Annotated in this window: 25 protein-coding genes; 10 read left to right on the top strand and 15 right to left on the bottom strand. The window is 65.6% G+C overall.

Features of this window, described 5'->3' with window-relative positions; translation table 11 throughout:
* Position 1 precedes the first annotated feature (1 nt).
* Entirely contained in the window at positions 2 to 610 is a 609-nt protein-coding gene (locus I8N54_RS03975) for an arylesterase (RefSeq protein ID WP_231592499.1), read from the bottom strand.
* Positions 611 to 686: 76 nt separating this feature from the next.
* Between I8N54_RS03975 and I8N54_RS03970 the strand changes: the two genes are divergently transcribed.
* Genes I8N54_RS03970 through I8N54_RS03960 form a run of 3 tightly spaced genes read left to right on the top strand, consistent with a single transcriptional unit; the run spans position 687 to position 4,482 of the window.
* Positions 687 to 1,385, top strand: a complete 699-nt coding sequence (locus tag I8N54_RS03970; RefSeq protein WP_140193811.1) for an ABC transporter ATP-binding protein — start codon at positions 687 to 689, stop codon at positions 1,383 to 1,385.
* Positions 1,382 to 3,907, top strand: coding sequence for an ABC transporter permease (locus tag I8N54_RS03965; protein WP_140193812.1), 2,526 nt, complete (start codon positions 1,382 to 1,384; stop codon positions 3,905 to 3,907). Before I8N54_RS03970 ends, I8N54_RS03965 begins: the two co-directional genes overlap by 4 nt.
* The gene (locus tag I8N54_RS03960) at positions 3,904 to 4,482 is read left to right on the top strand and encodes a gamma-glutamylcyclotransferase family protein (protein WP_140193813.1); all 579 of its coding nucleotides are present in this window, start codon (positions 3,904 to 3,906) and stop codon (positions 4,480 to 4,482) included. Before I8N54_RS03965 ends, I8N54_RS03960 begins: the two co-directional genes overlap by 4 nt.
* A 34-nt stretch (positions 4,483 to 4,516) precedes the next feature.
* Here the strand turns inward: I8N54_RS03960 and I8N54_RS03955 are convergent, their stop codons facing one another.
* Both I8N54_RS03955 and gltX read right to left on the bottom strand, forming a co-directional pair.
* Positions 4,517 to 4,918: a DoxX family protein gene (locus I8N54_RS03955; protein WP_140193814.1), complete on the bottom strand. Its 402-nt coding sequence runs from the start codon at positions 4,916 to 4,918 to the stop codon at positions 4,517 to 4,519.
* A gap of 107 nt (positions 4,919 to 5,025) precedes the next feature.
* The gene (gene gltX / locus I8N54_RS03950; RefSeq protein ID WP_140193815.1) at positions 5,026 to 6,345 is read right to left on the bottom strand and encodes a glutamate--tRNA ligase; all 1,320 of its coding nucleotides are present in this window, start codon (positions 6,343 to 6,345) and stop codon (positions 5,026 to 5,028) included.
* Positions 6,346 to 6,393: 48 nt separating this feature from the next.
* Between gltX and I8N54_RS03945 the strand changes: the two genes are divergently transcribed.
* Positions 6,394 to 6,786, top strand: coding sequence for a metallopeptidase family protein (locus I8N54_RS03945; RefSeq protein ID WP_140193816.1), 393 nt, complete (start codon positions 6,394 to 6,396; stop codon positions 6,784 to 6,786).
* A 244-nt stretch (positions 6,787 to 7,030) separates the two neighbouring features.
* A complete protein-coding gene (locus tag I8N54_RS03940; protein WP_140193817.1) occupies positions 7,031 to 7,978 on the top strand; it encodes a 1-phosphofructokinase family hexose kinase in 948 nt (315 codons plus the stop codon).
* Here the strand turns inward: I8N54_RS03940 and I8N54_RS03935 are convergent.
* From I8N54_RS03935 to I8N54_RS03925, 3 genes are all read right to left on the bottom strand, one after another.
* The gene (locus I8N54_RS03935) at positions 7,975 to 8,403 is read right to left on the bottom strand and encodes a DUF1801 domain-containing protein (protein ID WP_140193818.1); all 429 of its coding nucleotides are present in this window, start codon (positions 8,401 to 8,403) and stop codon (positions 7,975 to 7,977) included. The two genes, I8N54_RS03940 and I8N54_RS03935, sit on opposite strands and share 4 nt — an antisense overlap.
* A 50-nt stretch (positions 8,404 to 8,453) precedes the next feature.
* The gene (locus I8N54_RS03930; protein ID WP_140193819.1) at positions 8,454 to 9,047 is read right to left on the bottom strand and encodes an NAD(P)H-dependent oxidoreductase; all 594 of its coding nucleotides are present in this window, start codon (positions 9,045 to 9,047) and stop codon (positions 8,454 to 8,456) included.
* 193 nt (positions 9,048 to 9,240) lie between these two features.
* Positions 9,241 to 9,993: a DUF1236 domain-containing protein gene (locus tag I8N54_RS03925; RefSeq protein ID WP_140193820.1), complete on the bottom strand. Its 753-nt coding sequence runs from the start codon at positions 9,991 to 9,993 to the stop codon at positions 9,241 to 9,243.
* A gap of 212 nt (positions 9,994 to 10,205) precedes the next feature.
* Between I8N54_RS03925 and I8N54_RS03920 the strand changes: the two genes are divergently transcribed.
* Positions 10,206 to 10,697 carry a cupin domain-containing protein gene (locus I8N54_RS03920; protein ID WP_231592501.1) on the top strand — a complete coding sequence of 164 codons (492 nt, stop codon included), beginning with the start codon at positions 10,206 to 10,208 and terminating at the stop codon, positions 10,695 to 10,697.
* 6 nt (positions 10,698 to 10,703) lie between these two features.
* Here I8N54_RS03920 and I8N54_RS03915 read toward each other — a convergent pair whose 3' ends face one another.
* The 4 genes from I8N54_RS03915 to I8N54_RS03900 all read right to left on the bottom strand — a co-directional run bounded on the left by I8N54_RS03915 (position 10,704) and on the right by I8N54_RS03900 (position 15,124).
* Positions 10,704 to 12,362, bottom strand: a complete 1,659-nt coding sequence (locus I8N54_RS03915) for an NAD+ synthase (protein WP_140193821.1) — start codon at positions 12,360 to 12,362, stop codon at positions 10,704 to 10,706.
* A gap of 130 nt (positions 12,363 to 12,492) precedes the next feature.
* Entirely contained in the window at positions 12,493 to 13,257 is a 765-nt protein-coding gene (locus tag I8N54_RS03910) for an ABC transporter permease (protein WP_140193822.1), read from the bottom strand.
* Positions 13,257 to 14,060 (bottom strand): ABC transporter ATP-binding protein, encoded by an 804-nt coding sequence (locus tag I8N54_RS03905; protein WP_140193823.1) that lies wholly within the window; start codon positions 14,058 to 14,060, stop codon positions 13,257 to 13,259. The genes I8N54_RS03910 and I8N54_RS03905 overlap by 1 nt, the downstream gene beginning before the upstream one ends.
* Before the next feature lie 56 nt (positions 14,061 to 14,116).
* On the bottom strand, positions 14,117 to 15,124 hold the full coding sequence (locus tag I8N54_RS03900; RefSeq protein ID WP_231592504.1) for an ABC transporter substrate-binding protein: 1,008 nt from the start codon (positions 15,122 to 15,124) through the stop codon (positions 14,117 to 14,119).
* Positions 15,125 to 15,371: 247 nt separating this feature from the next.
* On the opposite strand from I8N54_RS03900, the gene I8N54_RS03895 reads away from it, so the two are divergent.
* Positions 15,372 to 15,902 carry a dihydrofolate reductase family protein gene (locus tag I8N54_RS03895; RefSeq protein ID WP_140193825.1) on the top strand — a complete coding sequence of 177 codons (531 nt, stop codon included), beginning with the start codon at positions 15,372 to 15,374 and terminating at the stop codon, positions 15,900 to 15,902.
* 9 nt (positions 15,903 to 15,911) lie between these two features.
* On the opposite strand, the gene ppk2 is transcribed toward I8N54_RS03895, so the two are convergent.
* The gene (gene ppk2 / locus I8N54_RS03890; RefSeq protein ID WP_140195613.1) at positions 15,912 to 16,820 is read right to left on the bottom strand and encodes a polyphosphate kinase 2; all 909 of its coding nucleotides are present in this window, start codon (positions 16,818 to 16,820) and stop codon (positions 15,912 to 15,914) included.
* A 217-nt stretch (positions 16,821 to 17,037) separates the two neighbouring features.
* On the opposite strand from ppk2, the gene I8N54_RS03885 reads away from it, so the two are divergent.
* Together I8N54_RS03885 and I8N54_RS03880 are read left to right on the top strand one after the other, a co-directional pair.
* Positions 17,038 to 17,346 (top strand): hypothetical protein, encoded by a 309-nt coding sequence (locus I8N54_RS03885; RefSeq protein WP_140193826.1) that lies wholly within the window; start codon positions 17,038 to 17,040, stop codon positions 17,344 to 17,346.
* Positions 17,347 to 17,421: 75 nt separating this feature from the next.
* Positions 17,422 to 18,345: an aminotransferase class IV gene (locus I8N54_RS03880; RefSeq protein ID WP_140193827.1), complete on the top strand. Its 924-nt coding sequence runs from the start codon at positions 17,422 to 17,424 to the stop codon at positions 18,343 to 18,345.
* A gap of 126 nt (positions 18,346 to 18,471) precedes the next feature.
* Here the strand turns inward: I8N54_RS03880 and I8N54_RS03875 are convergent, their stop codons facing one another.
* Positions 18,472 to 19,668, bottom strand: coding sequence for a hypothetical protein (locus I8N54_RS03875; RefSeq protein WP_140193828.1), 1,197 nt, complete (start codon positions 19,666 to 19,668; stop codon positions 18,472 to 18,474).
* Between the two features lie 741 nt (positions 19,669 to 20,409).
* On the opposite strand from I8N54_RS03875, the gene I8N54_RS03870 reads away from it, so the two are divergent.
* On the top strand, positions 20,410 to 21,309 hold the full coding sequence (locus tag I8N54_RS03870) for a DMT family transporter (RefSeq protein ID WP_140193829.1): 900 nt from the start codon (positions 20,410 to 20,412) through the stop codon (positions 21,307 to 21,309).
* Here I8N54_RS03870 and glmM read toward each other — a convergent pair.
* Genes glmM through I8N54_RS03855 form a run of 3 tightly spaced genes read right to left on the bottom strand, consistent with a single transcriptional unit; the run spans position 21,306 to position 24,507 of the window.
* Positions 21,306 to 22,655, bottom strand: coding sequence for a phosphoglucosamine mutase (glmM, locus tag I8N54_RS03865; RefSeq protein ID WP_140193830.1), 1,350 nt, complete (start codon positions 22,653 to 22,655; stop codon positions 21,306 to 21,308). The two genes, I8N54_RS03870 and glmM, sit on opposite strands and share 4 nt — an antisense overlap.
* A gap of 5 nt (positions 22,656 to 22,660) precedes the next feature.
* Positions 22,661 to 23,638 carry a dihydropteroate synthase gene (gene folP / locus I8N54_RS03860; RefSeq protein WP_140193831.1) on the bottom strand — a complete coding sequence of 326 codons (978 nt, stop codon included), beginning with the start codon at positions 23,636 to 23,638 and terminating at the stop codon, positions 22,661 to 22,663.
* Positions 23,635 to 24,507, bottom strand: coding sequence for a dihydroneopterin aldolase (locus I8N54_RS03855; protein ID WP_140193832.1), 873 nt, complete (start codon positions 24,505 to 24,507; stop codon positions 23,635 to 23,637). The genes folP and I8N54_RS03855 overlap by 4 nt, the downstream gene beginning before the upstream one ends.
* Between the last annotated feature and the right edge of the window lie 50 nt (positions 24,508 to 24,557).

The following is a 24,557-nucleotide window of genomic DNA, read 5'->3' as shown; positions in this document are numbered from 1 at the left end:
CTCACTCGAGCCCCTCGATAAGCTCGAGCACGGACGGCCCGATCCCCTCGACGATCAGGGCGACGCCCTCCGCCGTCGGATGCAGGCCGTCGGACTGAAGATACTGTTCCGCCGCCCCGGCGACCGTCTCGCCCTCGCCCAGTGGCTCCATGAAATTCGGGTAGAGCGGCACGTCGTATTTCTCGGCGAGGTCGACGTACATGCCGTCGAATTGTGTCTTGAATTCAGTGCCGTAGTTGGTGGACGCGGGGATGGCGACCAGCAGCGTCTCCAGCCCGGCCTCGTCTGCGACGGAGAGAATGCCGTCGAGGTTCTCCCGGCTCACTGCGGGGTCGATACCGCGCAGGAAGTCGTTCGCGCCGAGTTCCAGGATCATCGCGTCCGTCTCGGGCGTGATCGCCCAGTCGACGCGGCTGAGCCCCCCCGCCGTCGTGTCGCCCGAGACCCCCGCGTTAACCACGGTCACGTCTGCGCCATTCGCGCGCAGCCACTCTTCGAGCTGGGGCACAAAGCCTTGCTGTGCGGGCAGTCCGTAGCCTTGGGTAAGGCTGTCGCCAAACGCCGCAATCGTGATCGTATCGGCGTCTGCGGTGGCGCATCCGGCAACCATGACAACGGCGCCTATATTGCAGGCGCGGCGAACAGCCCCATATCGGAATGAGCCGAACAGAGCCGAAAGACCCCGTATGCCAGAGTCCATTCTTTCGCTGTCCGACGTTTCATTGTCCCTGATGGGCAACGCGGGTCGGGTCGACATCCTGCACGACATCTCGATGTCGGTGAACAGGGGGGAGACGCTGGGTCTCGTGGGGCCAAGCGGGTCGGGCAAGTCGTCGCTCCTCATGCTCATGGGCGGGCTCGAAAGCGCATCGTCGGGATCGATCATGGCGCTCGGCCAAGACCTTACCTCCATGAACGAAGACGCGCTCGCCCGGTTTCGCAGGGATAATATGGGGGTCGTCTTCCAAAGCTTCCACCTGATCCCGACAATGACCGCGCTTGAGAATGTCGCGACACCGCTGGAACTGGCCGGCATACGCGATGCGTTCGACCGCGCGGCGGCGGAACTCGAGGCCGTCGGCCTCGGCCATCGCGGCGACCACTACCCCTCGCAATTGTCCGGGGGCGAACAGCAGCGCGTCGCGCTCGCCCGTGCCTCCGCGCCGCGGCCGGCCATCCTTCTTGCTGACGAACCGACCGGCAATCTGGACGAGACGAACGGCGGCGCGATCATGGATCTGCTCTTCGGCCTGCGCGACCGGCACGGCGCGACGCTCATCATGGTGACGCACTCGCTCGATCTCGCCCGCCGCTGTGACCGGGTCGTCGGCCTTCGCGATGGACGGATCGAAAGCTCCGCCGCCACGGCGAGCGCCGCCGAATGAGCTGGCCGGTCGCCGCCCGCATCGCCCGGAGGGAGCTGCGCGGCGGCCTCTCCGGCTTTCGCATCTTCATCGCCTGCCTCGCTCTCGGCGTCGCGGCCATCGCCGCGGTCGGCACTGTCCGCTCCGCGATCGAAGCGGGCTTGACGCGGGAAGGCGCGGCCCTGCTCGGTGGCGATGCGGAGGTTCAATTCACTTACCGCTTCGCCCGCGATGTGGAGCTCGAGTGGATGGAGAGCATCGCCGACCGCATCTCCGAAGTGGTCGAGTTCCGCTCTCTCGCCGTGGTCGACCGGGACGAGCCCGAGCGCGCGCTCACCCAGGTGAAGGCGGTCGACGACCTCTACCCCCTCGCCGGCACCGCCGTGCTGGACCCCGAAATTCCGCTTGCCGAAGCGTTCGAGGGCGACGGCACCCTGCCCGGCGGGCTGATGCAGCGCGTGCTCGCCGACCGGCTTGGCCTGTCCCCCGGTGACACGTTCCGCCTCGGCGATCAGGACTTCGTTCTGACTGCGATCCTCGAACGCTATCCCGACAATTCCGGCAGCGGCTTCGGCCTCGGCCCCGTGTCGCTGGTCCGGACGGAGGACCTTGGCCAGTCCGGCCTGCTGCAGGAAGGCACGCTGTTCGACACGCAATACCGCCTCGACCTGCCCGAGGGCGCCGACCTCGCCGCGCTGGAGGCCGAAGCGGAAGAGCGGTTCCGCAACGACGGCCTGCGATGGCGCGATGCCCGCGAAGGCGCCCCCGGCATCAGCGAGTTCGTCGAGCGGCTTGGCGCGTTCCTCATCCTCGTCGGGCTGTCCGGCCTTGCGGTCGGCGGCGTCGGGGTGAGTTCCGCCGTTCGCTCCTACCTCGCCGGCAAGACAGAGGTCATCGCCACGCTCAAGACGCTCGGTGCGACCCGTGCGACCGTGTTCCAGACCTACTTCATCCAGATCGGCGTGCTGACCATCGTCGGCTTGGTGATCGGTCTCATTCTCGGCGTCGGCGTGCCCAACCTGTTCTCGCCGCTGATCCAGGCGAACCTGCCGATACCGGCGGAATTCGGCATCTATGCCCGCCCGCTGATCGAGGCGTCGCTTTACGGCATCCTCGCCGCGCTGATCTTCACGCTTTGGCCCCTCGCCCGCGCCGAAGAGATCCGCGCCGCGACCCTGTTCCGCGATGCCTTCTCCGGCGGCCGCGCGTTGCCCGCGCCACGCTACCTCGCGATCACGGCGGTGCTCTTCGCACTGCTCGTCGGGGCGGCGGTGCTCTTTTCCGGAACGGTCGAGCTGACGCTGATAACTGCCGGCGGCATCGTCGGCGCGCTGATCGTGCTCGCGCTGGCGGCCCTCCTCGCCCGGCGGGTCTCTCGGGGCTTGGCCCGCGTCAGCCGGGGCCGCCCTGCCCTGCGGCTTGCCCTCGGCGCCATCGGCGCGCGCGGAGGGGAGACGACGTCTGTCGTCCTGTCGCTCGGTCTCGGCCTGACGGTGCTCGCCTCCGTCGGACAGATTGACGGGAACCTGCGCAACGCGATCTCGACCGAACTGCCCGACGTCGCACCGAGCTACTTCTTCGTCGACATTCAGCCCGACCAGATCGACGGCTTCCGCGAACGGCTCGACGGCGATCCCGCCGTGTCTCGGGTCGACAGCGCCCCGATGCTGCGCGGCGTCATCACGCAGATCAACGGCCAGCCCGCGACCGAGGTCGCCGGCGGCCACTGGGTGATCCAGGGTGACCGGGGCATCACCTACTCCGAAGAGCTGCCCGACAACACATCCATCACCGCAGGCGAATGGTGGCCGGAAAATTACGATGGCCCACCCCTCATGTCCTTCTCGGCGGATGAAGCCGCGGAGATCGGCCTGCAACTCGGCGACACCGTGACAGTCAACATCCTCGGGCGTGAGTTCACCGCCGAGATCGCCTCCTTCCGGGAAGTGAACTTCGAGACGGCTGGCATCGGCTTCATCATCTCGATGAGCCCGAACACGCTGGCGGGCGCCCCGCACAGCTGGATCTCCACGGTCTACGCCGAGCCGGAGGCGGAAGCCGCGATCTTGCGCGACCTCGCCGACGCCTATCCCAACATCACCGCGATCCGCGTGCGCGACGCGATCGACCGGGTGGTCGAACTCCTCGGCGGGATCGCGGCGGCCACGCGCTACGGCGCGGCAGCGACGCTGCTGACCGGCTTCCTCGTGCTGATCGGGGCAGCTGCGGCGGGTGAGAGGACCCGCACCTACGAAAGCGCGGTATTGAAGACGCTCGGCGCAAGCCGGTCGCGCATCCTCGCAAGCTTCGCGCTACGCTCCGCCCTGCTCGGCCTCGCCGCCGGGCTCGTCGCGCTCGCCGCCGGAATCGCGGGGGGATGGGCCGTCTGCCATTTCATCATGGAGACGAGCTTTTCCGTCGTCTGGCCTTCGGCAATCGCCGTCATCGTGGGCGGAGTGCTCGCGACGCTGCTTGCCGGGCTTCTCTTCGCGCTCCGTCCGCTGGCCGCGCGCCCTGCCCGCGTGTTACGGGCTCGGGAATGAGTACACCCAGATTTTTCGGCTACGGCAGCCTCGTCAACCTCGCCACGCATGACTATCCCAACGCCCGGATCGCCCGCCTCTCAGGCTGGCGCCGGGTCTGGCGGCACTCGACGCTGCGCCCCCTCGCCTTCCTGTCGGTCGAGCGTCACGAGGATGCAGAGATCGAAGGCGTCGTCGCCGATGTCCCAGGTGCCGATTGGGAGGCGCTGGACGAGCGCGAGCGCGCCTACCTGCGCCGCGATGTGACGCACGAGGTCACCAATGACGGCGAGCGTGCCGACACCGCCGTTTACGAAGTCGCCGAAGGGCTGCTCTCCCCGCCCGACACGGCGCACCCAATCCTGCTGAGCTACCTCGAGACGGTGATCCTCGGCTATCTCGAGCTGTTCGGAGAGGATGGCGTCATACGGTTCTGCGAAACGACGACCGGCTGGCATGCCCCGGTGATGAACGACCGCGAGATGCCGATCTACCCGCGCTTCCAGCAGCCGACGTCCGAGCAACGAAGCTACATCGACAGCCTGCTGCGCGACCTCGACTGCCGCCTTATCGCAGCCGAGGCGGTCGGCTCCTGAACGAAAACGGGGACCCGAAGGCCCCCGTTCTGGATCATGCCGCGACAGTCGAGCCGCTGCGGCTCGCGTCGACGCTCCATGGACCCGGGCCCGCGAAGACAAGGTAGAGGAACGCGAAGCACCACAGGATCGCCGCGTCGCCGCCGTTAAGGGCCGGGAAGAAGCTCGCCGGCGCGTGGGCCATGAAGTAGGCGACGGCCATCAGGCCGGACAGAACGAACGACGTCGCGCGGGTGAACAGGCCGATCAGCACGAGGATTCCACCGACAATCTCGAGGAAGCCGGCAAGGCCAAGCAGCGAGAACAGCGGCGCCGACATCTCGGACGCCGGAAAGTTGAGGAGTTTCTGGGTGCCGTGCGCGATGAAGGGCAGCGCGATGGCAATGCGGAACACGCTCAGCATCTGCGGCGCGTAGCGGTCGAGGGTCTCGGTCATTCGGATCTGGTCCAGTTGGTTGGGTCTACGATGCGCCGACAGATAACCTCTGCTTCGGCGCACGTAATTCCCGAAACCCACGCATCACTAGTGCGATACCGCACAGATCAAGGTTTGGGCTTCACCTGCATCAGCCGCATGACGTCGGCCATTTCCGGGCCGCGATCCATGCCGGTCACCGCGCGGCGGAGCGGCATGAACAGCCCCTTGCCCTTGCGGCCCGTCGCCTCCTTCACCGCGGAAGTCCACTCGCTCCAGGTTTCGGGGCCGTACGGCGGTTCGCCCAGCATGGCGAACGCCTCGTCCACGAAGGCGCGGTCCTCGTCATCGACCTTGGCCTCGCCGCCTTCGTTGAACAGCGCCCACCAGCCCGACATGCTCTCAAGCGTGTCGATATTCTCGCGGACGACGTCCCAGAATGTGGGGCCGAGCTCTTCCGGCACGCCAAGCGCCAGCACGTCTGCCTTCACGGCCTCGTATGGTCGATGGGACAGCCAGCGGTGAGTGAGCGGGATCAGGTCCTCGCTGTCGAACTTGGTCGGGGCGGAGCCGAAGCTGCCGATGTCGAAGCCCTCGACGATCTCGTCCACCGTCTCACGCAGTTCGACCGGATCGGAGGAGCCGAGCCGCGCCATCAGCGACAGGATCGCCATCGGCGCGATGCCCCGCGCGCGCAAATCGCGCAGCGACAGGGTGCCGAGCCGCTTCGACAGCGCCTCACCCTGCGGGCCGGTCAGCAGCGAATGGTGCGCGAAGGCCGGAACCGTGCCGCCGATCGCCTCGATGATCTGGATCTGCGTCGCCGTGTTGGTCACGTGGTCCGAGCCGCGCACGACGTCGGTGATCCCGAAGTCGGTGTCGTCCACGACCGACGCGAAGGTATACAGCACCTGCCCGTCCGCGCGGATCAGCACCGGGTCCGACACGCTCGCTGCGTCGATGGAGATATCGCCGAGGATGCCGTCGGTCCACTCGATCCGCGCATGGTCCAGCTTGAAGCGCCAGTAGCCGCCGCGTTCCTCGCGCAGCTTGTCCTTCTCCGCCTCGGAGAGGTCGAGAGCGGCGCGGTCATAAACCGGCGGGCGGCCCATGTTGAGCTGCTTCTTCCGCTTCAGGTCCAGCTCGGTCGGGCTTTCGAAACACTCGTAGAGCCGCCCCATGTCGATCAGCTGCTGCTTGACCTCCATGTAGCGCGCGATCCGGTCCGATTGCCGTTCCTCCCGGTCCCAGCTCAGGCCGAGCCACGTCAGGTCCTCGCGGATCGCATCCACGTACTCCTGCTTCGACCGCTCGGGATCGGTGTCGTCGATGCGCAGGATGAACGTTCCGCCGGCCTTGCGGGCGATGGCGAAGTTGAACAGCGCGGCGCGCAGGTTGCCGATGTGCAGGTAGCCGGTCGGCGAAGGGGCGAAACGGGTGGTTGTCATGCGCCGAGGCTCTTTCACAAGGCCGGGCTTTTGTCCATATCGAAGCCCATGGACCTGACCGCACCGACCCTCGACGAGATAGAGCAGATCGCCCGCGACACGGTGGAGACGCTGCCCGAGACCTTCCGCGACGCCGCGCGCGCGGTCAGCCTGCGCGTCGTGGAGTTTCCGCCCGACGATGTGCTCGAGGACATGGAAGCCGGGCCGTTCGACATCTCGGGCCTGTATGACGGCGTGCCGCTGACCCAGAAATCGGTGATGGACGTGCCGTCGGGGCCGGACACGGTCTGGCTGTTCCGCCGCGCGTTGCTGGACGAGTGGGCGGAGCGCGGCAACGTCACCTTCACCGACCTCGTCGCGCATGTGACGGTGCACGAGTTCGCCCACCACTTCGGCTGGTCCGACGACGACATCGCCGCCATCGACCAGTGGTGGGACTGACGCAGGCCTGATCCGGCGGAGCGCGCTCGCGCGCGCGCCTTGGGCGCCCTCCCTGACGATCGGGCGAAACAGGGGGCTTTCTGCCCCCTCTTGGCCTTCGGCCAATTCACCCCCGCGAATATTTGAAAGCCCAAAGAAGACCGGAGACGCGCGAGACGGGCGAAGGCCGCCCGACTGACAAAGGCTTGGCAGGTCGCGCGGCGACTGGCACTCTCCCGCGGCAACGTCACCGAAGGCCGCTCACATGCGCGATATCCTGACCGTCACCCTGAATCCCGCGCTCGACCTCGCGACCTCGGTCGCGCATGCCCAGCCGAACGTGAAACTGCGCTGCGGCCCGCCCGACACCGATCCCGGCGGCGGGGGCCTCAACGTGGCGCGCGCGATCCACCAGCTTGGCGGAGAGGCCCGCTGCTTCGTCGCGCTCGGCGGGGATACCGGGCAATCCCTGTTGAACCTGCTGAGCCGGGCCGGGCTCAACCCGGTCGTTCATGCCGCGCCCGGCGAGACGCGGCAGAGCCTCGCCGTCACCGATCTTTCCACCAACGACCAATTCCGCTTCATGCTGCCCGGCCCGGAATGGGAGAGCCGCGACATCGCCGCCGTGCGGCAGGCGATCCTCGACGCCGCGACCGGGGACGGTTACCTCGTCCTGTCGGGAAGCGGACCGTCGGGCGCCGCGCCGGACCTCTACGCGCGCATCTGCCACGACTTCGCCGGAACGTCGGAAGAGATCATCCTCGACACCTCGGGTCCGGCACTTGCCCACCTCGCCGCCGGGCAGGAAAAGCCGCCCTTCGTCTTGCGCATGGATCAGCACGAGGCCGAGGAACTGGCACGCCGCCCGCTTGCCAGCCGCCGCGACAGTGCGATTTTCGCCCGCAGTCTGGTCCAGCGCGGCGCGGCGCGGATGGTGATCGTGGCACGGGGCGCAGATGGCTCCGTGATGGCGGAGGCCGACCGGCTGCTGCACGTCTCGGCCGCGCCGGTCGTGGTGAACAGCAAGGTCGGCGCGGGCGACAGCTTCGTCGGCGGCTTCACGATGGCGCTCGCCAGCGGAGAGCCGGTGGAGACAGCCTTGTCATGGGGTGCCGCCGCGGCGAGCGCGGCCGTGACGACGCCGGGCACGCAGCTCTGTCATCGGGTCGACCTCGACCGGCTGCTGCCGGCCTGCGTGGTGAGCGAGCTCTAGGGGCCGCTGACCGGCCATCTGGCGTCGAGATCGCGAAGCCCGGCGCGGATCAGCTCGGACAAGACGTCGGTGTCGATGTCGGAGAGCCGGTTCACGTAGAGGCACGATTTGCCCAGTTTATGCTTGCCGAGCCGCGCGAGAATCGTGCCGTAGTCCTGATAGCCGGGCATGATGTAGATGGAGAGGTTGGCCTTGCGGGGGCTGAACCCGGTGGCGAGGAAATCGCCCTCGCGGCCACTGTCGTAGCGGTAGTGGTAGCGGCCATAGCCGACGATCGTAGGCCCCCACATGCGGGGACCATAGCCTGTGACGTCGCGAAACAGCGCGTCGAGCGCCAGGCCGTCGGCGCGCCGGACCGGATTCTCCACCGCTTCGAGAAAAGCGGTCACGTCGGACCCGGTCGGCTGCGTCTTGTTCTCTGTCATGGCGGTCTCCCCGGCCGAGCCTAGCACGACCGGGGAGCTTTACCATGACGTCAGGCGGTCAGCTTCTTCGTGAATTCGACGAGACGCTTCGCCTGGTAGGCGACCGATTCCTTGCCCTTCTCGTCGAAGGAGCCGGCCTGGGCCGAGTAGCCGTAGGGGTTGCCGCCGTCCTCGAACTTCACCGGATCGGCATATCCCGGTGCGACGATGATCGTCCCCCAGTGCATGGCGGTGGTGTAGAGCGAGTGGATCGTCGTCTCCTGTCCGCCGTGCACGTTCTGGGCGGACGTAGTCGCCGTGAAGGTCTTGTTGGCGAGCTTGCCCTCTTGCCAGATGGGGCCGAGCGTGTCGATGAAGGCGCGCATCTGGCTGGCCGGAACGCCGTAGCGAGTCGGCACGGAGACGAAGTAGCCATCGGCCCAGACCATGTCGTCGGCGGTCGCCTCGGGAATATGCGCCATCTTCTCGATCTGCGCTTTCCAGGGCTCCTGGCCGTCGATCGCCTCTTGCGGGGCGGTCTCGCGGGCACGGACGACTTTCACTTCAGCGCCAGCTTCGCGGGCGGCATCAGCCGCGGCTTCGGCGATGGCGTGGTTGGTGCCGTAGGTCGTGTAGAACAGGACGAGAATTTTCGGAGCGCTCATGGCAAACCTTTCTGTCGAGAGTTGCAATCTCCCTGCGACCTAGTCCTGACCGGCAGGAAGGGAATTGGCATGTAAGCGACGATCCTGTGCGCATTCGCGCAAGGTCGCACCTCCAGGAACGAAACGAGCCTCCACCCGGCTGGGTGGAGGCCCTTTCAGACGCACAATGTGCGTCGTGTCGGCATCGGAACGATTACCGGATTGCGCGAACGATCGTGCCGGTCTCGGCATCGACGATCACCGGAACCTGGTTGACCGTGAGGTAGTCGTAGCCGTCCGCATCGGGCAGCTCATAGGTCTGCACGCTGTTCGGGACCTGCGCGCCGACCACGACTTCGCCGTCGAGGTAAACCGTCTCGACCGGGTTCTCGCGAACATAGGTCACGGTGCGCTCGACTTCGTCGCTGGCTTCCGCACCCGCGGCGCCACCGAAGATCCCACCGGCCACGATACCGGCCGCCGGACCACCAAGAGCGTAGGCCGTAAGGGCACCCGCCGTCGCACCGATCCCGGCACCGAGCGACTGTTCACCTTCCGTGGCTTCATCTTGGTAGGTGATCGTGTCGACTTCGACCGTGGACGGACGCTGCGCGACGATCACGCGCTCCGGGTTTGCCACGTCGGCTTCGGCGTCGGCCACGATGTCGGCTTCGACACCCTCTTCGTCGATCGGGTCGGCCATGCCGGGCTCGACGGCAAGGTACTGGTCATAGGCCCAGCCGGTCTGCCCGTCGAACGACACTTCGCACCAGCCGGCGTCTTCGAGACAGCCGTTCACGGTGACGGTGCCATCGGCGGGGATCACGCCCACCACTTCAAAGTCCGGGCCCGGGCCGCGGCGAATGTTGAGGTCTGTGATGACGCCGGCATCGAACGGAGCGGCGGCAACGGGAGCGGCCACGGCAATCGCGAGGGCCGAAGCGGTGAGAGTTTTGAGATGTTTCATTTATCTTCCTCCAAATGGTCGACCCGTCCGACCGGATGCAGTCGCTGGTGCGGGCCGTCTGATGACTGGAGGAAGCAACGAGCCATGCTATTCGTTCCGGCGTTGACGCAGCGACAGGCGCAAAAGCGCCTATCACGTTGATCGAACCTCACGTGGCATGTCAGATTGAAATGCAAAGCAAGCATACACGCAGAGAGAGTGGAGCCATCGCAATGTCAGCAGAAATCGACCTCGACCAGGTGATGGTCCCGGCCAACGGAGGCATCCCGAACCACCCCGCCTGGCCTGCCCTGCTGGTCCGCAGCGCCGTAGCACCCGATCAGATTGAAGAGACGTTTCTGGCGAACGGATGGCGCGGCACGTGGCGCTGGAGCGTTTACGACTACCACCATTTTCACCCCGCCAGTCACGAAGTCCTTGGCGTCGCCGCCGGCAGCGCCGTGATCCATGTCGGCGGTCCCGACGGGCCGCAACTCGACGTTCAGGCGGGCGACGTGATGATCCTGCCGGCCGGGGTCGGCCACAAACGGGTCTCCGCCTCGTCGGACTTCGCGGTGATCGGGGCCTATCCGCCCGGACAGGAAAGCCCGGAGATCTGCCGCGCCGACCCCGCTTCGGTGGTTCAGATGGTCGCACGCGTCGCCGAGGTGCCGCGCCCCGACTGCCCGCTCGGGCGCCGGCTCACCGACGATAGCTGGACGTAAGGGCCGTCAGCTCGGGTCGCGCCAGCGGTTCACGATCGGGTAGCGCCGGTCGAGCCAGAAGGCCCGCATCGAGAGCCGCGTCCCCGGTGCCGACTGGAAGCGCTTGTATTCGCTGATGTAGAGTAAGTGCTCGACCTTCTTCACGATCTCCCGGTCGTAGCCTGCGTCGACGCAATCCGCGACCGAACGGTCGTCGTCCACCAGCATCGTCAGGATGCCGTCGAGCACCTCGTAGGGCGGCAGGCTGTCCTCGTCCTTCTGGTCGGCGCGCAGTTCGGCGCTCGGCGGCTTGTCGATCACGCGGGTCGGGATCACCTCGCCCGCCGGGCCGTCCATCCAGTCCCGGTGATTGGCGTTGCGCCAGCGGCAGATGTCGAAGACCCGCGTTTTGTAGAGGTCCTTGATCGGATTGTAGCCGCCCGACATGTCGCCGTAGATCGTCGCGTAGCCGACCGCGACCTCGGACTTGTTGCCGGTGGTCAGAAGCATCTCGCCGAACTTGTTCGACTGCGCCATCAGGAGCAGCCCCCGGATCCGCGACTGGATGTTCTCTTCTGTCAGGTCGGCATCGTAGCCTTCGAACAGCGGCGCGAGCGTGCCGGTCACGGCATCGCGCACCTCCTTGATGGGCACGAAATCGTAGGTCGAACCGAGATTCTTCGCGACCGCCTTCGCATCCTCGAGACTGTGCTCGGAGGTGTATTCCGACGGCAGCATCACGCAGCGCACGTTCTCGGGCCCGAGCGCATCGACGGCGACCGCAGCGACGCAGGCGGAATCGATTCCGCCCGACAGGCCCAGAAGCACTTTCCGGAAACCCGTCTTAGCCATGTAGTCCCGCAGGGCGAGCACCATGCAGTGCCAGTCCTGCTCGAGGCTGTCAGGCAGCTCGGCGATCTCGCCCGGCGTGGCCTGCCAGCCGTCGTCGCCACGTTCGAAATCGACATGGGCGATCTCTTCGAGGAAGATCGGCAGCCGCATCGCCAGCACCCCGTGCCGGTTGAGCACGAAAGAGCCGCCATCGAAAACCTGGTCGTCCTGTCCCCCGACCTGGTTGAGGTAGACGAGTGGCACGTCGTTCTCCACGACGCGGGCGACCATCTGGTTCATCCGCACGTCGAACTTGTCCCGGAAATAGGGGGAGCCGTTGGGCACGACGAGGATCTCCGCCCCGCTTTCGACCATCGCCTCGGGCACTTCTTCGTGCCACGCATCTTCACAGATCGGCAGACCGATCCGCACCCCGTTCAGATCGAAGGGACCGGTCAGCGGACCGGAGGAGAACAGGCGCTTCTCGTCGAACACGGTGAAGTTCGGCAGGTCGTGCTTCTGCTGGACGACCCGGATTTCCCCGCCCTGCAGCACGAAGTAGCAATTGTAGAGCTCGGTCCCCTCGTAGCCCGGCGCCCCGATGCCGAGGGCCGGCCCGTCGGCGCATTCGGCGGCGAGCTGGCGGATGTAGCGGTCGCAATCGATCACGAAGGCCGGCTTCATCACGAGGTCCTGCGCCTGGTAGCCGGACAGGAACATCTCGGGCATGACCACCATGTCGGCGCCGGCGGCCTTGCCTGCGTCCCACGCGGCGCGGGCCTTCGCGGCATTGCCGGCGAGGTCCCCCACGGTCGCGTTGATCTGCGCGATGGTCAGGCGAAGTCGGTCGGTCATAGGTCGGGTCCTTGCTGCCTCGGCTCCCATGTATCAGGTCCGCGCCCGGAGGAAAGGGCACCGGCCCGCGGGACGGCGGGCGGGGCGACGCCGCAGGCGAGCGTCGCCCGAGGGCCCGGCCCCGTTGGCCTCAGCCCTGCGGCCGTTCGGCCCAGCCCGCGAAGGTACGTTCCAGCCAGACCACCGCGTAGTAGAGGATGATCCCGAGCACGGCGAGCGCGATCAGAACGGCGAACATCAGCGGGTAGTTGGAATTGGTTTGCCCCGACAGGAACAGCGCGCCCAGCCCCCGCCCGTGGGGCGAGATGATCTCGACGAGGTTGGTGCCGATGAAGGCCAGCGTAACCGAGACTTTCAGCGCGCCGAAGAACTCCGGCAGGGTCTTGGGCAGCGCGATCTTGTAGAAGATCGTCAGCCGGCTCGCCCCGAGTGAGCGCAGGATGTCGCGGTACTCCGGCTCCAGCGTCGACAGCCCGATCCCGACGGACACCGCGATCGGGAAGAACGAGATCAGGAACGCCATCAGCACCGTGTTGAAATTGTGCTGGCCGATGAACAGGAGCGCCAGCACCGGCACCAGCGTCGCCTTCGGGACCGCGTTGAACCCGACGAGAAGTGGATAGAGCGCATCCCGCGCGATCCGCGAGAAGCCCATGACCATGCCGAGCAGCGTGCCGAAGATCACGGCAAGGCCAAGCCCCGCCACGGTCCGCCAGAGCGTCTGCCAGCTGCCCTCGATGAACAGCCCTGCAAAGCGCGCGTAGGCCGCCGGCAGGTCGGAGGGCGACGCCATCACGTAGTTCGGCCAGCCGTTCGCCCAGACCAACAGCTCCCACAGGAGAAGAAATGCGACGATTGCGGCGACGGGCACCGCGACTTTCTGGAACCGCTCCATCAGTGTGCCCCCTCTTCACCGGGCTGGCGGCCCTGCGCGATGCGGATCTGCTCGCGCAGGATCGACAGCATCTCGGCCGCCTCGGGCGTGTAGAGCCCGTCGAGCTTGCGCAGCCCCTCCCCGGGATATTTCACGTCCATGATATATTGCGTCGTCGCAGGCCGCCCGGACAGCACGATCACCTGGTCGCCGAGGTAGACGCTCTCCCGCAGGTCATGCGTGATGAGAACGGCGGTGAACGGCTCCTTCGCGCGAAGCTCGTGCATCGTCTGCCACAGGTCCTCGCGCGTGAAGGCGTCGAGCGCGCCGAACGGCTCGTCCATGATGAGGACATCCGGCTTGTGCACGATCGCCCGGCAGAGCGAGGCCCGCTGGCGCATGCCGCCCGACAGTTCGGACGGCCGCTTGTCCTCGAACCCCGTCAGGCCGACGAGCTCCAGCAACTCCTCCGCCCGCTCGCGCCGTTTCGCGCGCGGCATGGAGGGCGACACGATCTCGAGCGGAAGGATCACGTTGTCGAGGATGCTGCGCCACTCCAGCAGCACCGGGTTCTGGAAGGCCATGCCGACCGTCTTGCGAGGGCTCTTTACCAGCTCGCCATGCAGCCAGACTTCACCCGCGTCGGGCTTCATCAGCCCGGCGACCAGGCGGGTCAGCGTGGACTTCCCGCAGCCCGAGGGGCCGACGACGGCGGCGAACTCGCCTTCGGGTACGCCGATTTCGAGGTTGTCGAGCACCGGCAGCGGACCGTTCGGCGTGCGATAGGCGTGGGTCACGCCCTTGATGTCGATGAGGTTTGTCATGGGGCGCCCGGTCTTGGCGGACCGGCCCCGCATCGGGGGGCCGGTCCCTTGAGGTCTTATTGAAGCATCAGCTCTTCGGCGGGCGGCAGGTAGCTGCCATCGAAGTAGAGTGCGGCGTCGGGCTCGTTCTGGAACTCGTAGACAGTCTGTGTCTGCTCGATCGCGCCGGCCATCCGGTCCTCGTCGATCCCGCCGAGGCCGTTCTCGGCCACGTAGTCGGTCAGCACGTTGTCGTCGATCGACATCTGCAGGCGCTGCGTCTCGAGCTCGGCATCGGCCGCCGGGTTGCGCTCCAGCAGCGACACGATGGCGGCGTCCGGATCGGCGATCGCCGCCTTCCAGCCCTCCGCGATGGCGCCGAGGAAGGCGGTCACCGCCTCCGGGTTCTCGGCCGCGAAGTCGGTGTTCACGATGACCGCGTTGCCATAAAGGTCGACGCCGTGATCCGCCATCAGCAGCACGGTGAGGTCATCCTCCGGCACGCCGAGGCGCAGCAGGTTCAGCGTGGACGAGAAGGAGAAGCCGGTCACGGAGTCGACCTGCTCTTCCGCCAGCATCGGCTCGCGCGTCGGGAAGCCGACTTCCTCAACCGTGATCGCATCCATGTCGAGATCGTTCTCTGCAGCGAAGATCGGGAACTGCGCCCATGCACCGTCCGGCGGCGGCGCGCCGAGAACGGAGCCCTCGAGATCCGCCGGCTCTTCGATGCCGAGCGACTTGCGCCCGACGACCGCAAAGGGCGGCTTGTCGTAGATCATCATCACGGCGGTCACCGGCGCACCGGGGTTCTGGTCGAGGAAGCGCATCAGGCTGTTGATGTCGGCGAACCCGACCGGGAAGGCGCCGGTGGCGACCTTCGGAATGGCGTCGAGCGACCCGTTGCCCTCGGTGATCTCAACGTTCAGGTCGGCATCGGAGAAATATCCGTTGTCGATGGCAAGGAAGTAAGGCGCGGACGGCCCCTCGAAGCGCCAGTCGAGCGCGAAGGGCATGTCGGTCTGCGCCAGGGCCGGGGCGGCCAGGGCAAAGGTGGCAAAAGCGGCAGGTACCAGGCGTGTCAGCAAATTCGTCTCCCATATCATGTGGCGGCGCGCGCGTCGCCGACCGACATCATGCAGGCCGCACCGAGGTGGTCAAAGCCAATGCAGCGCACCGGCGCATCGCCTGTGACGTTACCGCGCAGTTTGCCCTGAAAGCAGGCACCTCGTGTCTGGCGGTCCCCCACGCGGTGCCCGGCAGCCCCGCGCGAAAATGGTCGCCGGGCGCGCGGTGACGCTGTAAGATCAGGCCACCGGGCAGGAGGAATGTGCGGTGGCAAGGTTTGTGTTCGGGATGAACGTCTCGCTCGACGGCTACGTCGATCACGACTCCTTCGCGCCGGAGCCCGGTCTGTTCGACCATTGGGTCCGCTACGTCGGCGGCATTGCCGGCAGCCTGTATGGACGCCGCCTCTACGAAATCATGCGCTACTGGGACGACGACAATCCCGACTGGTCGGAGCCGGAACGGGCCTTCGCGACAGCCTGGCGGCGCTGCCCGAAATGGGTGGTCTCGAAGACGCTGACGTCTGTCGGACCGAACGCGACGCTGATCCGCGGCGATCTTGGCCCCGCGCTCGGCCAGTTGAAGGCCGAACTCGAGGGCGAAGTCGATGTCGGCGGCCCGGCACTCGCCCACACGCTCGGGGAACTCGGCCTCATCGACGAATATCGTCTCTACCTGTCGCCCACTGTCGTCGGCTCGGGCAAACCCTTCTTCGCCGGCCCGCTTCCGCCGCTGCGGCTCATCGGGACCGAAAGGTTCGGCGCGCAGACCGTCTGTCTGAGCTACGCGCCGGCCTAGCCCCCTGCCCTAGTATTTCGACGGCACGTAAAGCTCGGGCGGCAGGACGGACCGCTCGTAATCCGAATTGTAGACCCGCTCGGGCAGCGTGATCTCCTCGTGGGGCACGTCCTCGTAGGGAAACAGCGACAGCAGGTGGTCCATGCAGTTCAGCCGGGCCCGCTTCTTGTCGTTGCCGGGAACGATGTACCACGGGCTTTCGGGGATGTTGGTGCGGGCGAACATCTCTTCCTTGGCCTTGGTGTAGCTCTCCCACTTTACCCGGCTCTGCAGGTCCATCGGCGACAGCTTCCACTGCTTCAGCGGATCGTGGATCCGCACGAGAAAGCGCATCTGCTGCTCTTCATCCGTGATCGAGAACCAGTATTTCACCAGCCGGATTCCGGAGCGGACAAGCATCCGCTCGAACTCCGGCACGTCGGTGAAGAACTGTTCCACCTGGTCCTCGTCGGCGAAGCCCATCACCCGCTCGACGCCCGCCCGGTTGTACCAGGAGCGGTCGAAGAACACCATTTCGCCGCCCGCCGGAAGGTGCGGCACGTAGCGCTGGAAATACCACTGGCTCTTCTCGCGATCCGTCGGCGCGGGCAGCGCCACGACCCGCGCGACGCGGGGATTGAGCCGCTGCGTGATCCGCTTAATGACGCCGCCCTTCCCCGCCGAGTCGCGGCCCTCGAAGAGGACGACCACCTTCTCCCGGTTGTGCACCACCCAGTCCTGCAGCTTGATGAGCTCGGACTGGAGCTGCAGCAGCGCCCGGAAATACTCCGGGCGCGGCAGCGTCTCGCCATGAGCGTTCCGGTAGATTTCCTTGATCTTCATCGACAGGACCGCGTCCTCGAGCTCGATCTCGTAATCCTCGTCGAGCGTGTCGGCGAGCTCCGCCTCCAGCCAGTCCTGTCCGCTGTCCTTGCCCATATCGTCCATTGCGGATCTCCCGTCGTTGCGACGCGCTTAAGATCACACGAGTGTGACGGTTTTGTTGGCCCCCGTCGTGTTTTCCGTCCGGCCCCCGGTTGCCTGCGGCGACCGGCTGAGGCAGAATCCGAACGTGGGACGCGACCGAGACACGCGGGAAACGGGGCCGTGGCGACCCGAAAAGGCAGAGCAGAACAGACCGGGGCAGTCCCAACACATGAAACGCCTGATCCTCGTGGTGGCGATCCTCGCAGTGGCATCCTGCGGCGGGGAGCGTGGCAGCACCGGACCCGTGGCCAACGCCTGCATGGCGTCCGACCGCGGCAACAACAACGCCGCGCTGTGCGGCTGCGTGCAGCGCGCCGCGCACCAGACGCTCAACCGCAGCGAACAGCGCGAGACGGCGCGCTACTTCTCCGACCCCGAGCGGCTCCAGCGGATGAAACTCGACGACCGGCCCCACGCCGACGAGGCCTGGCGCCGCTACTCCCGCTTCATCGACACCGCCGAGAGCATGTGCAGCTGAGGCACGACCGCCCCGATTGAATGCCGCGCCGCCCCGGCGCATTGTCCGCCTGAACACGAACAGGCAGGACCCCCGATGCACGACCAGGAAACGACCACCCACTCCGCCGAGGACGATCCCCGCAACCGCGACATCCTGATCTACGTCGACGGGGAGCTGAAGCACCGGGACGAGGCGAAGGTCTCGGTCTACGATTCAGGCTTCATGCTGGGCGACGGCATGTGGGAGGGGCTGCGCCTCTACAACGGCAAGTGGGCGTTTCTCGACGATCACATGGACCGGCTCTACGAGGCCTGCAAGGCGGTCGCGCTCGACATCGGCCTAGACCGCGAGACGCTGGTGGCCGAGCTCGAGCGGACGCGCGAGGCCAACGGGATGGAGACCGACGTCCACTGCCGCCTCATGGTGACGCGCGGCGTGAAGGTGCGGCCGTTCCAGCACCCCTCGCTCAGCCGCACCGGGCCGACGATCGTGATGATCCTCGAGCATTCCAAGCCCGTCGACGCGCTCCAGAAGAAGGGCATCCGCCTCGCCACCGTGCCGCAGGTGCGCGGCCTGCCGATGAGCCAGGACGCCAAGTACAACAGCCACTCCAAGCTGAACTGCGTGATCGCCTGTCTGCAGGCCGAGCAGGCGGGCGCCGACGAGGGGCTGATGCTCGACCCGCATGGCTTCGTGAACACGACCAACGCCTGCAACTTCTTCATCGTGAGGAAGGGCGAGGTGTGGACCAGCACCGGCGACTACTGCATGAACGGAGTCACCCGCCGCAAGGTCATCGACCTCTGCCGCGCCAACGACATCCCCGTGTTCGAGAAGAACTATTCCCTGGTCGAGGCCTACGGCGCCGACGAGGCCTTCCTGACCGGCACCTTCGGCGCCCAGACCCCGGTCGCCGAGATCGACGGCCGCCCCATCGGCCCCGACGGAGGCCGCGGCCCCGTGCTCACCCGCATCCGCGAGTTGTACAAGGCGGCAGTGGCGGAGGATACGGCGTGAGGGGGGGGGGAATACCGCTTAGCTGTCTTAGCTTATGGTCGCATGGCTACCGGTTGACTGAATGCGAGTCCGAGGCAATGTACTGGGGCTCACACTAAACAAAGTTCAATTTGTCTGCAACGCTAATCATCCAAACCACCCTGAGGGAGCCTTAGAACCAAACTTCTTCTGATAAAAGTCCTCGCTTTCAATAGGCGAATTCAATGAAACAACTGACAACTGATCATCGAATATTAAGTGAAGCTGATTTTCGTAGCTTTTCGACCGGGGGAAAGTCGATGTATTTATTGGCTCACCCTCAATTATCAAACAATCACCACCACCTCTTATGACCACAACACTAGCGTCAAACTCAACCACGACGCCAAATAGTGCCGCTTTGACCGACACAATTTCGCCTGCGGAACTTGGTAGCTCGACCGCACCTAAGTCGTATCTTTTCCCTGACGAAATGAACCTGAAAGACTCCAAAATACTTCCAGAAATTCGATAAATCTTATCGTGTGATCCCCAAGCTATAACCTTTCCATTGCGCCTATTCTCGTTAAGACCTTCGGTCAAACTTTCTATTCCCGAAAACTCAAGCCTTTCAACACCGCCCTCTTCAATTTCACCTCCTGATTGCTGGGCGCCTGCTGGCTGGAAGAACTCATTTGTTCTATCAAACTTCGCGATAATGCTATTTCCATGATACGACATCGCCGATACGTTCTGATACATCCAATCACATGCGTCACAGCTTTCTTGAGTCAGCTGATACCCATCACTTTCATTCGGATGAAATCCGCTTTCGAGCTGTAGATCAAGTTGGCGCAAGCCAGCTTCGCCTGAAGCACATGCGATCCTCCCATATGCTGCGGAAATTTGTCGCGTAGCGACAGATGTTATCCTTTTTAATGAGCCAATTGAAACGTCGTTCGGGTTTATGTATTCAGTGTAGACGCCACCCAGAGATGAAATCACCATTCTGTCATAATGCATAAGCATTGATGTGCTAGGGAATGAGCTTACTGCACTACCCTTAAGAAGAAGGTGTCTTCGCAGCTTTTTAGACGAGATCTCAAAACTTTCCGTTGGAACTCTTGAGAACCCCTCTATAACGTCGTCACGATTTAAATTGCCGTTGCTAATAGCATTACTCGATCGAAATGCGTATTGAATAGCGGCTCCAGCGCGTTCCTCTACCGTCTCTGCAAGCTCAGCAATCACGGCATCCCAGTCGAAAATTTCCCAGTCACCTTCTGGAGTAAGGGCGTGGAGCTTCCCTTTATAAAGCAACGTATCCCACCAACGTCCTTCAACGGCTATTTTCAGATCACGCATCTCTGCCCCTTAGTGATCTTCCGCATCTGAGCGAGCCTAAGATAGCCGCGATGAACCCAATCTTGTAAGATATCTGGAGAAGGGCATTGGTTATTCTTCTTATAATCGCACGGATAACCATGCCAAAGGTCTTGAGCGTGGTTATCAAACTTAGCGAAGAACACCTCACCAGCCTCCCGGTCGTATCCGAGATAAGAGATAACTCCTTCAACAAGGTAAATCCCCCATCCACTAGATCCGATAATCCACCCTCCTTCACAAGAACATCGAAATGACAGAGCTTCATCATCAAGAGAGATTGTCCACTGTGATTTCCCAGGATGGCCATCTCGGTGTTTTGTAGAATGTTGATAGACATAAGTAGTCGATTTTCGTGTTCTGGGACACGAGAAGTCCACTTGGGTCTCGAGCAAATTTGCACCCCTTCAACCTCTCACCTAAGGAGCTTTACTCGCATATAACCTCTCGAGTCCGCAACGATTTGTTGAACTTTCGGCGCATCGATAAACTCATCGTCCGCGGAGCAAATGAGATGCAAGTAGAGCACACCACCAAGCTTGTACAATCCAAGTCGGGACCTCGTAGCCGGAAAAGTTGAGCGATGGATGACGGCAGGCCGCCACTATAATTGGGTCCGCCGTGACGATGAAGCAGCCATTAATACGAAGAGAATACTCCCCCCCTTGACTCCCACCGCCCCACGTCGTCCACCCACCCGGTAACGACCCGAAGGCCCTCCCCTTGCCCGACAAGCCGACGACAGCGAACTGGATCTCCATCTTCGGACTGGGGCTGATCTGGGGCGGCACCTTCATGGTGGTCCGCTTCGCGCTCGACGGCTACGGGCCGGTCACCGTGGCTGCCGCGCGGACCACGCTCGGGGCGGCGGCGACGCTGCTGCTGATGCGCGCCCTCAGGCGGCCCCTGCCCGGCCGCGCGCCGGGGCTCTGGCCGCATATCGTCGCGATCGGGCTGCTGTCGACCGCGCTGCCCTTCTTCCTGCTCAGCTGGGGGCAGCAATATGTCCCCTCTGCCTTCGCCGGCCTCACCATCGCCGCCGTGCCGCTGTTCCTGCTGCCGCTCGCCCACTTCTTCGCCGACGACCGCCTGTCCTGGCCGAAGCTCTGGGGCGTCGTGCTCGGCTTTTCGGGGGCGCTGGTGCTGATCGGGCCGGGCCTCACCGACCTCGCCGAGGGGGGAGAGCCGCTCGGCCTGCTCGCCTGCCTCGGCGCGACGCTGGCCTACGCGATCTCCTCGACCCTCACCCGGCGCTGCCCGCCGGTGGACCCGATCTCGCTCTCCGCGCTGACGCTGACCATCGGGGCCTGCGTGCTGGTGCCGCTGATGCTGCTGGTCGAGGGCGTGCCGACATGGGCCGACCCGCGTTCGGGGATCGCGATCATCGTGCTGGGGCTGTTTCCGACCGCGCTCGCCGCCGTGCTGCGCATCACCGTGATCCGCAGCGCGGGCCCGGTCTTCATGACGCTGGTGAACTACCAGGTCCCGCTCTGGTCGATGCTGTTCGGCTGGCTGGTCCTGTCCGAGGCCCTGCCAGGCCGCTTCTTCTACGCGCTCGCCCTGATCCTGTTCGGCCTCGCCGTCAGCCAGTGGCGCACGCTCCTGCGTCTGATGAGCCGCTAAGCCGCGACGGTCGCCGCTTTCACCTCGTCGACGATCCCCTCGACCACCTTGGTAAGAAGCGCCTCGTCCTCGCACTCCGCCATGACGCGGATCAGCGGCTCGGTTCCCGACTTGCGGATCAGCAGCCGCCCCGTCGCGCCCATCTCCGCTTCCGCGTCGCGGATTGCCGCCTTCACCGACGCCGCCGCCAGCGGGTCCTGCCCCGCCGCGTAGCGCACGTTCTGCAGCAGCTGCGGCACCCGGTCGAAGGTCACGGCGAGCTCCGACGCGCGGCACCCCGTCTCGACCATCGCGGCGAGGTACTGCAGGCCTGCGAGCAGCCCGTCCCCGGTCGTCGCGAAGTCGGTCATCACGATGTGCCCCGACTGCTCCCCGCCGAGGTTCCAGCCCCCGGCGCGCATCGCCTCGACCACGTAGCGGTCGCCGACCTTCGTCCGTTCGAGCCGCAGCCCGCGTCCGCCGAGGTAGCGCTCGAGCCCGAGGTTCGACATCACCGTCGCCACAAGCACGCCGTCCTTCAGGCGCTGCTGCTCCGCCCAGCGGGTCGCGAACAGCGCCATCAGCTGGTCGCCGTCGGCCACCTGCCCCCGCTCGTCGAGGATCATCACCCGGTCGGCGTCCCCGTCGAGGCAGATGCCGACGTCCGCGCCATGCGCGACGATCGTCTCCGCCGCCGTCGCGGTCGAGGTCGAGCCGCAGTCCTGGTTGATGTTCAGACCGTTCGGGTGCGTGCCCACCGGGATCACCTCGGCGCCGAGTTCCCAAAGCACTTCGGGCGCGACCTTGTAGGCCGCCCCGTTGGCGCAATCTATGACGACCTTCAGCCCGTCGAGCCGCATCCCCGCGGGGAAGGTCGACTTCAGACGCTCGGCATAGCGGAAGCGGCCATCGTCGATCCGCTTGGCCCGGCCGATGTTCTCGGCCTGCGCGGGCGCGATCTCGGCCGCGACGATCGCCTCGATCTCCTCCTCGGCGTGATCCGACAGCTTGAACCCGTCGGGGCCGAAGAACTTGATCCCGTTGTCCTGGTGCGGGTTGTGGCTGGCCGAGATCATGATCCCGACGTCCGCCCGCATGGAGGTCGTCAGCAGGCCGACAGCCGGCGTCGGCACGGGGCCGAGCAGAAGGACGTTCATCCCCGTCGAGGTGAGACCGGCGGTCAGCGCGTTCTCGAACATGTAGCCCGACAGCCGCGTGTCCTTGCCGATCACCACCCGGTGGCCGTTGTCGCCGTCGTTGCGGAAATACCGTCCCGCCGCCGCGCCGATCTTGAGCGCCATCTCTGCGGTCATGGGCCAGTCGTTCGCCGTGCCGCGAACACCGTCGGTTCCGAATAGCTTGCCCATCTGCGTCACTCGCCTCTTCCGTCCAGGGCCAGGTGCAGGCGCAGTGCCTGCCTGGTCTCGTATGTGTCGTGGACGCGCAGGATTTGCGCGCCGTTCGCGGCCGCGTGCAACGCCACCGCCAGGGAACCGCCCAGCCGGTCCTTCGCCTCCGGCGCGTCACCGAGGTCCCCGATGAAGCGCTTGCGCGAGGCGCCGACCAGAATGGCGGCTCCGAGCGCATGATATAGTGTCAGCTCGCGAAGCAACCTCAAGTTATGTTGCATCGTCTTACCGAAGCCGATTCCGGGATCAACCACGATGCGGCTGAGCGGGATGCCAGCCTGCTCCGCGGCGGAAATCCGCTCCGCCAGGTGATCGAAGACCGACGCCACCACGTCGTCGTACTGCGCGTGCTGCTGCATCGTCTCCGGATCGGCGACCGAGTGCATCAGGCAGACCGGCACACCGCGCGCCGCGACGAGGCCTGCCATATCCGGATCGAAGCGCATCGCGGTGACGTCGTTGACCAGATCGGCGCCCGCGTCGAGCGCCGCCTCCGCGACCGCCGCCTTGCGTGTGTCGACCGAGATCGGCGTCGTGATCCCGGCCTCGCGGATCGCACGGATCGCCGGGGCGACGCGGTCGATCTCCTCCCGAAGGGGCACTTCCGCGGCGCCGGGGCGCGTGCTCTCGCCGCCGATGTCGAGGATGTCTGCCTCGCCCGCCATCCGTTTCGCCCGCTCGACGATCTTCTCGATCGTCGACAGGTCTCCCCCGTCGGAGAAACTGTCCGGCGTCACGTTGAGGATGCCCATCACCCGCGGCGACGACAGGTCGAGCCCGGCGACCGGTGCCCGCGCGGCGGTCAGCAGGTCGAGATCGCGGTCGCTCAGCACCTCGAGTCCGAGAGGTCCGGCCTCGCCCATCACGCGATCGAAGCGCACGATCTCGCTGCCGGCCAGCGGCAACCCGATCCCGGCGGAAGGCAGCGGCCGGGGGATCATGTCATCACCCGGACGGGCACGGAGGTCGAGGGCGGCTCGGCCCCGACCAGCACCAGCTCCCGCGCCTCGAGCACTTCGGCCAGCCACGCGGCCAGGCTGACCGGCTCGGCGAGGTCCGGCGCCGCCCCGACGGAATCCAGGACCATCCGCGACGGGGCCCAGACGGACACCTGTCCGTTTCGCAACGCCCATTCGAGTTCGGTCCGTGAGCCCGCCACGACACAGCGCGGCTCCGCCGACGACAACTCCCATGCCGATTGTTCGATGGCGAGGAGGTCGATCCGCCGCTGCGCGCCCGGCGTCTCGACCTGGGGCCGGCCCACGGCCGCGCCGACGCAGACGATCAGCGGCATGTCGGAGAGCGCCTCCAGCCGTTCGGCGATCCCGCCCGTCTCGCCCGGGGCGAGGAAGAGCACGCGCGGCGACATCCGCTCACCGCCAATGGCCTGAATCTCCCCGGCGGAGCGCACGATCTCCACGCCAAGGTCGAACGGCCCCCGGTCGGTCTTCTCGATCCGCACGAACACCCGGGCGGCCAGCGGCTCGGCAAGGATGCGGGCGGCGATCCGTTCGGCCAGCGTCTCCAGCAGGTTGAGCCGCTCCGCCGCCAGCTCGATGGTCACGGCCTCGGTCAGCTTGTCGTAGGAGAGGATGCGGTCGACATTGTCGTCGAGGTCCGGCGGCGGCGGCAGCACCTCCACCACGATGTTGAAGCGCAACGTCTGGAGCATGTCGCGCTCCGCCTGGAACGCGCCGATCTCGACTTCGACCACGTAGTCGCGCACGGAGATGCGATCGCGCGGACCCTCGGCGGTCGCTTCGGACCGCTCCTCGGGATGCGCGAACGCCAGCCTCGCGTCTTCGGCCATGCCTGCCCCTCGTCTTCCTGTCGTCGGGGGGCAGACTACAACTGCAGGTG

It is taken from the genome of Pelagovum pacificum, assembly GCF_016134045.1.
Lineage (GTDB): Bacteria > Pseudomonadota > Alphaproteobacteria > Rhodobacterales > Rhodobacteraceae > Oceanicola > Oceanicola pacificus_A.
The sequence above is the reverse complement of the archived record's forward strand: the minus strand, read 5'-3'. Positions and strand labels throughout refer to the sequence as shown.